At 71.2% G+C, this 10374-nt stretch carries 4 protein-coding genes; 3 read left to right on the top strand and 1 reads right to left on the bottom strand.

The genetic code is table 11. From position 1 onward, the window contains the following. Nucleotides 1–9: 9 nt before the first annotated feature. On the top strand, nucleotides 10–4950 hold the full coding sequence (locus ACFPZI_RS33765) for an SDR family NAD(P)-dependent oxidoreductase (RefSeq protein ID WP_381370985.1): 4941 nt from the start codon (nucleotides 10–12) through the stop codon (nucleotides 4948–4950). A gap of 137 nt (nucleotides 4951–5087) precedes the next feature. Further along, on the top strand, nucleotides 5088–5624 hold the full coding sequence (locus ACFPZI_RS33760; RefSeq protein ID WP_381370984.1) for an EF-hand domain-containing protein: 537 nt from the start codon (nucleotides 5088–5090) through the stop codon (nucleotides 5622–5624). Nucleotides 5625–5696: 72 nt separating this feature from the next. Here ACFPZI_RS33760 and ACFPZI_RS33755 read toward each other — a convergent pair whose 3' ends face one another. Continuing rightward, nucleotides 5697–8342 carry a helix-turn-helix transcriptional regulator gene (locus ACFPZI_RS33755; RefSeq protein WP_381370983.1) on the bottom strand — a complete coding sequence of 882 codons (2646 nt, stop codon included), beginning with the start codon at nucleotides 8340–8342 and terminating at the stop codon, nucleotides 5697–5699. 154 nt (nucleotides 8343–8496) lie between these two features. Here ACFPZI_RS33755 and ACFPZI_RS33750 point away from each other — a divergent pair. After that, nucleotides 8497–10374, top strand: a 1878-nt coding sequence (locus tag ACFPZI_RS33750) for a type I polyketide synthase (RefSeq protein ID WP_381370982.1), incomplete at its 3' end; no start/stop codon positions are given.

Genomic DNA, 10374 nt, shown 5'->3' with positions numbered 1-10374 from the left:
CGGGCTGGGGTGTCCTCGTTCGGGATGAGCGGGACCAACGCCCACGTCATCGTCGAGGAAGCCCCACGCGGGGAACAGCCGGCCTCCCAGGGCGCCGAGGACGTACTCCCGGCGCGTTCCCACGAGTCTGCGATCCCCGTTCTCTGGCCAGTGTCCGCGCGGACCCGGAACGCGGTGCCCGCACAAGCGCGACGACTCGCCGCCCATGTACGCGCCCACGACGAGACCGACGTGCTGGACATCGGATACGCGCTGTCCACCACCCGCGACCCCCTGCCCCACCGGGCCGTCGTCGTCGGGACGGACAGGGAGGAACTGCTGCGCGGGCTGTCCGCTCTCGCTGCCGGCCGGACGGCACCCGGCGTGGTGCGGGGTACGGGCCGTACCAGCGGCAGGACGGCCTTTCTCTTCTCCGGGCAGGGCGCGCAGAGCGTCGGCATGGGCCGCGAACTGTACGGAAGCTTCCCGGTGTTCGCACAGGCCCTGGACGAGGTGTGTGCCAGGTTCGACCAGCACCTCGGCCGTTCCCTGCGCGAGGTGATCTTCGCCGAGGGCGGTGACCCGGCCGTTGCCGCCCTGCTGGACGAGACGGCGTACACGCAACCCGCCCTGTTCGCCTTCGAGGTGGCGTTGCACCGACTGCTGGACTCCTGGGGCCTGCGCCCGGACCTGGTCGCGGGGCACTCGCTCGGCGAGCCGACGGCCGCATACGTGGCGGGCGTGTGGTCGCTGGACGACGCCTGTGCACTGGTCGCAGCCCGTGGACAGCTGATGCACGCCCTGCCGCGCGACGGCGCGATGGTGGCGGTCGGCGCCACCGAGGACGAAGTCCGCCCCTTGCTGGGGGACCGGGTGGGCATCGCGGCGGTCAACGGCCCCGCCTCCCTGGTGATCTCGGGAGACGAGCGGGACGTCCTCACGATCGCCGAGCACCTGGAGACCGGCGGCCGCAAGACCGGCCGGCTGCGGGTGTCGCACGCCTTCCACTCGCCGCTGATGGACGCCATGCTCGACGACTTCCGCCGGACCGCCGAAGGACTGACGTACGCGGAGCCCCGCATCCCTCTCGTGTCCAACGTCACCGGGCGCCTCGCCACGGCCGAGGAGCTGTGCTCACCGGAGTACTGGACACGCCATGTGCGGGAAACCGTCCGGTTCCGCGACGGCATGCGCTGTCTGGAATGCCAGGACGTCACCCGTTTCGTCGAACTCGGACCGGACACCACGCTGACGACGATGGCCCGCGCATGCCTGACCGGACCCGAGGACCGCATCGCCCTGGTGCCGCTCCGCCGAAAGGGGCTCCCTGAGGCGACGGCGCTGGTCACCGGTGTCGGCATGCTGCATGCGGTGGGGCTCCCGGTGGACTGGGAGGCGTTCTTCACCGGTCGCGGCGCGCGTACGGTCGCCCTGCCCACATACGCCTTCCAACGCCGCCGCTACTGGATGACCGCCCGCCCCTGGGCCGGCGCGGCCACGGACGCGGACCACCCCCTGCTCGGTCCCGTCGTCGACCTGGCCGATTCGGGCGGCACGCTCTTCAGCAGCCGCGTATCGGTGCAGGGGCAGCCCTGGCTGGCCGACCACGCGGTCGGGGGAGCCGTGCTGCTTCCGGGAACCGCCTTCGTGGAACTCACCCTCCAGGCCGGGACCCGGGTCGGCTGCCCCCGGCTGGAGGAACTGACCCTGGAGGCCCCGCTCGTCCTGCCCGACCGGGGCGAAGTACAGCTCCAGCTTGCCCTGGACGCACCGGACGACTCCGGCAGCCGCCGCTTCACCGTGCACGCGAGGCCGGCCGACGGCGGGCAGACGCCCTGGAAGCGGCACGCCGGAGGAATCCTCGCCCCCGGCCGCCGACCGGCGCCATCCGACCTGACCCAATGGCCTCCGGCGGACGCCGAGCCGTGCGGCAGCGTGGACGGACTGTACGACCGCATGGCCGAGGCCGGCCTCGGCTACGGCCCCGCGTTCCAGGGCCTGAAGACGGTGTGGCGACGTGGCCGTGACCTCTTCGCCGAGGTCGCCCTCGAACGCGAGGCCCACAGCGAAGCCGACCGCTTCGGACTGCATCCGGCGCTGCTGGACGCGGCACTGCATGCCCTCGCCGCGAGCGACCTGTCGGGGGAGCGGGCCAGGCTGCCGTTCGCCTGGTCCGGCGTCGAGCTCCACGCGAGCGGGGCGTCCCGGCTTCGCGTCCGGCTGACCCCCGACGGACCGGACACGGTGGTCCTGGAGGCCGCGGATCCGTCCGGGCGGCCTGTGCTCTCGGCCACCTCGGTGACACTGCGCCCGGTCTCGGCCGAGCAGCTCGCCGCGTACCGGCCGACCCGCGGCGACACCCTGTTCCGGCTGGACTGGCCGCCCGTCAGGTTCCTGGAGGACACCGGGCGGCCGTTGACGCGGTGGGCCTTCGTCGGCACCGACGAGCTGAAGATCCGGGCGGCCTTGGAGTCGGCCGGGGCCGTCGTGCACGCCTACAGCGACCTCGGCTCCCTCAGCCGGGTGGTGGCGGAGGGAGCGACGGCGCCGGACGCCGTCCTGTTCGGCTGCGCCGGGACCACGACCGGCACGCGGGACACGGCGCAGGAGGTCCGTTCGGCCGCCCACCGGGCTCTGGACATGCTCCAGTGCTTCCTGGCGGACGAGCGGCTGACATCCACCAAGCTCGTGGTGGTGACTCGCGGAGCGGTGTCGCTGCCCGGGGAGGAGGGGGGCTCCATGGCCGGGGCGGCGGTCTGGGGACTGGTGCGGTCCGCCCAGACGGAGCACCCCGACCGGATCGAGCTGGCAGACCTGGACGATCAGGAGGTGTCCGCCAGAGCGCTGGTGTCGGGGCTCGGCCAGGAGCCCCAGGTGGCCGTCCGCGCTGGTACGGTGCGCGCGGCGCGCCTGGCCCGTGCCGCGTCGCCGGGAGAACCGGAGGCGCCGGGTGCGTCGGGTGCGCCGGGCACGGTGCTGGTCACGGGGGCCACAGGCGCCCTCGGGAGCCTGGTCGCGCGCCGTCTCGTCACGGAGCACGGCGTCCGGCATCTGCTGCTGCTGAGCCGGCGGGGACGCCGGGCCGACGGCGCGGACCGGCTCGTGGCGGAACTCTCCCAGCTGGGTGCCCGGGCGGAACTGCTCGCGTGCGACGCGGCCGACCGCACCGCCCTGGCCCGGGTGCTGGCCGCGATCCCGGCCGACCGCCCCCTGACCGCCGTCATCCACGCCGCCGGAGTGCTCGACGACGGCGTGATCTCGTCACTGACCGCAGAACGCCTCGACACCGTCCTGCGGCCCAAGGTGGACGCCGCACTCCATCTGCACGAACTCACCCAGGACCTGGATCTGTCGGCGTTCGTCCTGTTCTCCTCGGCCTCCGGAGTGCTGGGCGGCCCGGGCCAGGGCAACTACGCGGCGGCCAACGCCGCCCTGGACATGCTCGCCGTACGACGCAGGAGCAGGGGGCTTCCGGCGGTGTCACTGGCGTGGGGCCTGTGGGAGGAACCCGGAGGGATGGGCGCCGCGCTGGCGGAGGCCGACCGGTCGCGGCTGTCTCAGGGCGGAGTCCTGCCGCTGTCGCGGGACGAGGCGCTCGCGCTGTTCGACGACGCCGTCCGTGCCGCCGAGCCCGCGCTGATCCCGCTGCGCCTGGACATCGGCGCGCTACGGGCCCTGGGCACCGCGCTGCCCCGGCTGTTCCACGGCCTGGCCGCGTCGGCCCGCCGCCCGGCCGCCGCCGGCGCCGAGCACGAACCTCAGCGGCTGCGGCAGCAGCTGGCCGGGTTGCCCCGCGCCGAGCAGGAGCACGTCCTGACGGAGTTGTTGCGAGCACACACGGCGGAGGTCCTGCGACATTCCAGCGTGCGGGACGTCGACGTCGAGCGGAACTTCCTGGAACTGGGACTCGACTCGCTCGGAGCGCTGGAGCTGCGCAACGACCTGAACGCGGCAACCGGGCTACGGCTGTCGGCAACCGTGGTGTTCGACCACCGCAGCCCCACCGAGCTGGCCCGGCACCTGCGCAAGGAACTGGCCGCCTTGCGCCCCGCCGAGAACCGGCCGCCCGGCAGCGCAGATCCGCAGCCACCGGTGTCCCTGCCGGCGCCCGGTGCGGCGGAGCCGGACACGCTGAGCGCCCTGCTGCGCGAGGCGCACGCCAACGGAAGGACCTGGGAGGGCATCGCCCTGCTCAAAGCGGCGGCGAGCCTCAGGCCCGCCTTCTCCTCGGCCGCCGACCTGGAGCGTCCACCTCTGCCGGTGCGGCTGACCACAGGCCCGCGGCGCCCCCGCCTGTTCTGCGTACCGTCGCCCATGGCGATGAGCGGAGCCCAGCAGTACGCCCGGTTCGCGGATTCCTTCCGCGATGTGCGCGACGTCCACGTCCTGCCCGTACCGGGCTTCGTACGGGACGAGAGCCTGCCCGACTCGATCGGCGCGGCTGCCGACGTCCTGGCGGCAGCACTGCGCTCGGCTGCCGGGGACGATCCGTTCGTCCTGCTCGGCTACTCCGCCGGGGGAATCCTCGCTCATGCGACGGCGGCCCGCCTGGAAGAGTCGGACACCGTGCCGGGCGGGGTCGTCCTGCTGGACACGTATCTGCCGAGTGCCCACCCGATGACGGGCTTCTTCGAGCACATGCTGGGCGGACTACTGGAACGGGAGGAACAGTTCGGCCCGTTCAGCGCGCCACGCCTGTCTGCGATGGGGCGATACGCCGAGCTCGTCGACGAGTGGACACCCCAGGAGATCGGTGCCCCGGTCCTGTTCGTACGGCCCGAGGAGTCCTTCCTCCCTACGCGTGTCGCCTCGACGCCCGCGGCGGAGGGCTGGCGGGCGAGCTGGCCGCAGCGTCACGTCGCCCGTGACGTTCCCGGCGATCACTTCACGTTGCTGGAGGACATGACGGCGTCCACGGCAGCGGTTGTCGGAGCGTGGCTCGATGACCGGTGTGAAAGGGGGGCGCATTGAACCCGGACGAGTGGAATACGCAGGCCCGCCTCTGTGGCGGTGGCGAGCCGGACCGCAGTTGGCAACAATAGGTAGCGATGCGTAACGCATCGTGACGACTCTCTAGGCGAACGCAGGTTCGCGCGAAAGGTGGTGCCATGAAGGCGGACACCCTCACGATCAAGGCCCGGGGTTGGTTCGACATGGCTGACGCAGACAAGAACGGCGTCATCACGGTGGATGACTTCAGCCTGATGGCCGATCGGATCGTCCGCGAGTTCCCGCACGCAGATCCGAAGAAGATCGCGGCGGTGAAGGAGGCGTTCGCGGACGACTGGCGGCGTCTCGCCGAAAGGGCCGACACGAACATGGACGGGCAGATCACCCGGGAGGAGTTCGAGGCGGCGGTCAAGGCTGCCACCCCTGACGACTACAGCAAGGCCACCAAGCGGCAGGTGGCCGAGTTCGAGATCGCCGATGTCGACGGGGACGGCGTTCTGAGCCACCACGAGCTGGCGCGGCTCCTGAAGGCGGAGGGCCTCGACGAGACCAGCGCCTTCAGCGTCGCCGCGATCCTGGACACGGACGGCGACGGAGTCATCTCGAAGGAGGAGTGGGAGGCCGCCTCCCGCAAGTACTTCACGGGAGACGACCCGTTCGCGGGTCTGCTGCAGCGAGCGGTCAGCAGCGTCTGACCTGCCGGCATCGAAACGGACCGCCTGTCACTACCTGGCGGGCGGTCCGTTTTTCGGCCGGACCGTACCGGATCAGGAGCCCTCCACCAGGCTCTGTGGGAGGTCGGCCGGAATGTCCTGGCGGCGGGTGATGTCGAGCTTGCGATAGACGCGGGTGAGGTGCTGTTCGACCGTGCTAACAGTGAGGTGGAGTCTCTGCGCGATCTGGCGGTTCGAGCAGCCCTGGGCCGCGAGCACCGCGACTCGCGACTCCGAGGCACTCAACATCCCGTCCGCTGCTGTCCCAGAACCGGGCCGGTCCGACAGAATCTCCTGGCAGAGCGGCTCGGCCCCGCACCTCTTGGCCACCGTGTGCGCCTGCTTCGCCATCGAACCGGCCCGTGCGGACTCGCAGAGTGCCTGAAGCACCTTCCCCAGATCGGTCATCGCGCGGACCAGCGCCAGCTGGTCGCCGGCCGTGCGTGACTCGGCCACCGCCTGCTCGAGCAAGGGAAGCCGTCGCTCGGGGCCGCAGGTCGCCTCGCGCAGCCACAAGGTGATACCGCGAACCCACGGGCGGCGACCGTCTGTTGTGGACAGCTGCTGCTTCAGCAGCAGCTCCGCCCGGTCCCGCTCGCCGAGCCCCAGCAGCGCCTCGGCGGCATCGCTGCGCCAGGGCAACAGGACGGGTCGGTCGAGCGCCCAGCGCCGCATCAGGCTGCCGACCCGCAGAAAGTCCTCCAGCGCCGGGCCGTTCCGGCCGGTCGCCAGCAAGTACTGGCCGCGGGCCCGCAGATAGAACAGCCCGTACGCGGTGGTGAACACCGCCTCAGGGACTGGCCGGCCGAGCTGCCAGTCCACGGCCTCGTACCGGCCCAGAGCGGTACGAGCGCGGATCAGAGTCGCCGTCGGAGCCCAGACGAGCAGGCTGGTGTCGCCTTCCGGCAGGCACCGCAGGGCCGACAGGGCATAGGCCTCGGCGTCGCGAAGATCGCCGCAGAGGAGCAGCGCCTCGGCCAGGAGCGTGCTGAAGATGAGCCGCCATCCAGGGGACTCCCGGCGGATGGCCTCCTCGATCAGGGGGCGACACCAGTGCACGGCCTGCTGCGGCCGCCCGCACCGGATCAGGCGCCATAAGGCCTGCGCGACGGATCCCGCTGTCGCGTCGGTGAGCACGGCCGACCGCAGCAGCCTCACCGCGTCCGAAGCGGCGGCCCGGTCGTCCAGTTCCTCGGGTACGGCCGCCCAGAACCAGGCTCCCGGTGTCGCTCGGCCAGTGGTCGTCATCCTCTGCTCGGGCCGGGGGACCGGCTCGCGGGCCTCGGCGGCCTCGGCGGCCTCGGCGAGCCGCCCCTGGGCCGTCAGTTGCCCGGCCAGCGCGTCGAGCTGCGTGGCGGGCAGCCGACCGGCGCGCAACTCCTCGAGGGGCTCGGACAGGTGGTGCTCCCCGGCCGCCGGGTCGAGCCGCCATGTGACAGCCGCGAGCCTGAGTTTGGTCGCGGTGCGCGTCTCCCTGTCGGTGCAGAGACCGTGGGCGAGTTCCAGCAGGGCAACGGATTCGTTCGCCTTGTTCTCGGCGAGCAGTTCACCGGCGGCCTCGTGCGCGACGGCGAACGCCCACTGCGCGTCGAGCGGTGGCACCCCTGCCCGTGCGGAGGCCAGGAGATGCCGGGCCACCGTGGGCGCGGGTGCTCCGTAGGCGTGCAACAGCGGCGCCGCGCGCCGGTGGAGCCATCCGCGTGCCGATGGGCCCATGGCGTCCAGGACCAGGCCCTCGGCTGCGGGGTGGCGGAACCGGTAGCAGTCGAGGATGCCTGCCGAGTTCAGGGCTCGGATCTGGCGGGACACGGCCGCCACCGTGATGCCGAGCAGCCGGGCGGCGAGCTCGGCGGTGGCGAGGTCGCCGCCCAGAACCGCGAGCGACGCGGAGACAGCGAGGGCCGGTGGCCCACTGCGCACCAGACAGGCGATGAGCGCCTTGCCGAACAGGTCCTCGCCGGCGACCCTCGCGGCTCCGTCGGCCCCCGGTGCCTCTCGGCGGCCGTCGGAGGGCGTGGCCAGCCGGTGGTCCTCCAGCAGAGCTCGCAGCAGCAGCGGATTCCCGCCGCTGGTCTCGTACAGATTCCCGACGTCGGCGCTGTGGCCGGCGGGTTTCGCGGTGCGGGCGATCACCCGGGTCACGGCGGAACGGCTCAGGCGTTCGAGACGGATACGGAGGAAGCCGCGATGGCGCAGGAGTTCCGTGCAGAACCCGGAATCCTGCACCTCGTTGCCCAGGGGCCAGCTGAGGGCCAGGAGTAACCGCGAGGAACGGGCGTGGTGAACCACGTACTTCAGGTACGTCAGGGAAGCGGGGTCGGCGTGATGGAGATCGTCGACGCAGCACACCACGGGCGTGCCGATGCTCTGACGGTGCAGCGCGGCGAAGAACTGTCCCATGGGGGTCATGAGCGGGGGACCGGCCGGCGGTGAGGGCGGCACCGGCAGGCCCGTGTGCGGCGCGCTTCCGGCCAGTTGTCGCAGGACACCGAGCGGCAGACGTCTCTCCGCCTTCGATCCCGCGGCGCGCAGCACGGTGGCGTCCACGGTGGCCGCCTGCTCCGCGACCGTGGCGAGGAGTTCGCTCTTTCCGCAGCCCGCCGCCCCTTCGACCACGAGGATCCGTGGTCTTCCGGCCACGCAGTCGACGAGTGCGGATTCCAGTTGGGTGAGTTCTGAACTTCGGTCGAGCAGCATCATATTAGATTTCGGTAATTACCCGGTGGTTAAATAACATCGCAACGCCTGGCGGGGTGCATCGCCATGTTTCAGAGTACCCTGCATGTTACTTTCGGCTGGGCGTGCCCTATGGGCCTCGATTTTTCGGCCGTGTGCTTATCTTTCATAGTTTTGCATGCCGAACGGGGGTCTCGTGAATAACGAGGAAAGACTTCTCTCCTATCTCCGACGGGCAACTGCCGATCTGCGCGCCACCCGTGAGCGCCTTGCCGAGGCGGAGCGTGCTGCCGACCGCGAGCCGATCGCCATCGTCTCCATGGCCTGCCGGTATCCAGGAGGGATCGCCTCTCCCGAGGATCTGTGGCATACGGTGGCCAACGGTGTGGACGCGGTGTCGGAATTCCCGGCGGATCGCGGCTGGGACATCGACCGTCTTCATGACGCGAGCGGTGAACAACCGGACTCGATTTCCACACGGTTCGGCGGATTCCTGCGGGATGCCGCCGAATTCGATGCGCACTTCTTCGGAATCACCCCCAGGGAAGCCCGTCTGACCGATCCCCAGGAGCGGATGATGCTGGAGATCTCCTGGGAGGCCCTGGAACGGGGCGGGATCGACCCGCAGACGCTGAGAGGGAGCGACACCGGTGTCTTCACCGGGCTGATGTATCACGATTACGCCCTGGGGCACGACCCCAGCGGGACGAGCGGCGGCGGGCAGGTGTCCGGACGCGTCGCCTACACACTGGGCCTCGAAGGGGCCGCGGTGACCGTGGACACCGCCTGCTCGTCCTCGCTCGTGGCCCTGCACCTGGCCGTCCACGCGATCCACCGAGGTGACTGCACCTTGGCATTGGCGGGCGGTGTCACGGTCATGGGTACCCCGGGAATGTTCGTCCACTTCAGCAACAGCCGGGGACTCGCCCCGGACGGGCGGTGCAGATCCTTCGGAGCAGGAGCGGACGGCACGGGACTCGCCGAGGGCGCAGGCGTCCTGCTGCTGGAACGACTGTCGGACGCCCGTCGCAACCACCATCCCGTACTGGCGCTGGTACGGGGCTCCGCCGTGAACCAGGACGGAGCCTCCAACGGGCTCACGTCCCCCAACGGCCTGGCCCAACAGCGCGTCATCCGCCAGGCGCTGGCCCACGCCGGAATCTCCGCCGCGGAGGTCGACGCCGTGGAAGGCCACGGCACGGGCACCGTGCTGGGAGACCCCATCGAGGCACAGGCCCTGCTGGCCACCTACGGTCAGGACCGGTCGCAGGACAGGCCGCTGTGGCTGGGCTCCGTGAAGTCGAACATCGGACACGCCCAGGCTGCCGCGGGCGTGGCGGGCGTCATCAAGATGGTGCAGGCGATGCGGCACGGCGTCCTGCCCCGGTCCTTGCACCTCGACGAGCCGACCCCGCATGTGGACTGGTCGGCGGGGCACGTCCGGCTGTTGGCCGAGGCCCGAACATGGCCGGATCTCGGGCGACCGCGCAGGGCAGGGGTGTCCTCGTTCGGGATGAGCGGCACCAATGGGCACGTCATCCTGGAACAGGTCCCGGAGCCCGAGACCACGGAGAGCACCGGTACGGGCGCATCCGCCGGCTCCGGGCATTCCTGGCCGGAGGGTTGTCCGCTGCCTTGGATCGTGTCCGCCCGAACGCAGGATGCTCTGTGTGTCCAGGCCGACCGTCTCCAACGCCGACTGGAGGACGGTGAGACGGGCGCCCCCGCCGACCTCGACGTCGCCTACTCACTGGCGACCTCGCGCACTGCGATGGAACAGCGTGCGGCTGTGGTGGCCGCGGACCATCAGGAACTGATCCAGGGCCTCATGGCGATCGCCCAGGGAGAACAGCATCCGCATGTGCTGCGGTCCGGCCGTCCCGGGAAGGGCCAGGTGGCCTTCGTGTTTCCGGGGCAGGGGGCGCAGCGGTTGGGGATGGGGCAGGGGTTGTGTGAGGCGTTTCCGGCATTCGCCGATGCGTTCGGGGCGGTGGTGGCGGAGTTGGAGCGGGGGCCGGGGTTGGGGCGTCCGTTGCTTGATGTGTTGTGGGGTGGG

It is taken from the genome of Streptomyces chlorus, assembly GCF_042655885.1.
Taxonomy (GTDB): domain Bacteria; phylum Actinomycetota; class Actinomycetes; order Streptomycetales; family Streptomycetaceae; genus Streptomyces; species Streptomyces chlorus.
The sequence above is the reverse complement of the archived record's forward strand: the minus strand, read 5'-3'. Positions and strand labels throughout refer to the sequence as shown.

What these genes read in the sequence shown, in the direction of transcription:
- ACFPZI_RS33755 (WP_381370983.1), bottom strand. Translation starts at nt 8,342, where the DNA reads ATGATGCTGCTCGACCGAAGTTCAGAACTCACCCAACTGGAATCCGCA.
- ACFPZI_RS33760 (WP_381370984.1), top strand. Translation starts at nt 5,088, where the DNA reads ATGAAGGCGGACACCCTCACGATCAAGGCCCGGGGTTGGTTCGACATG.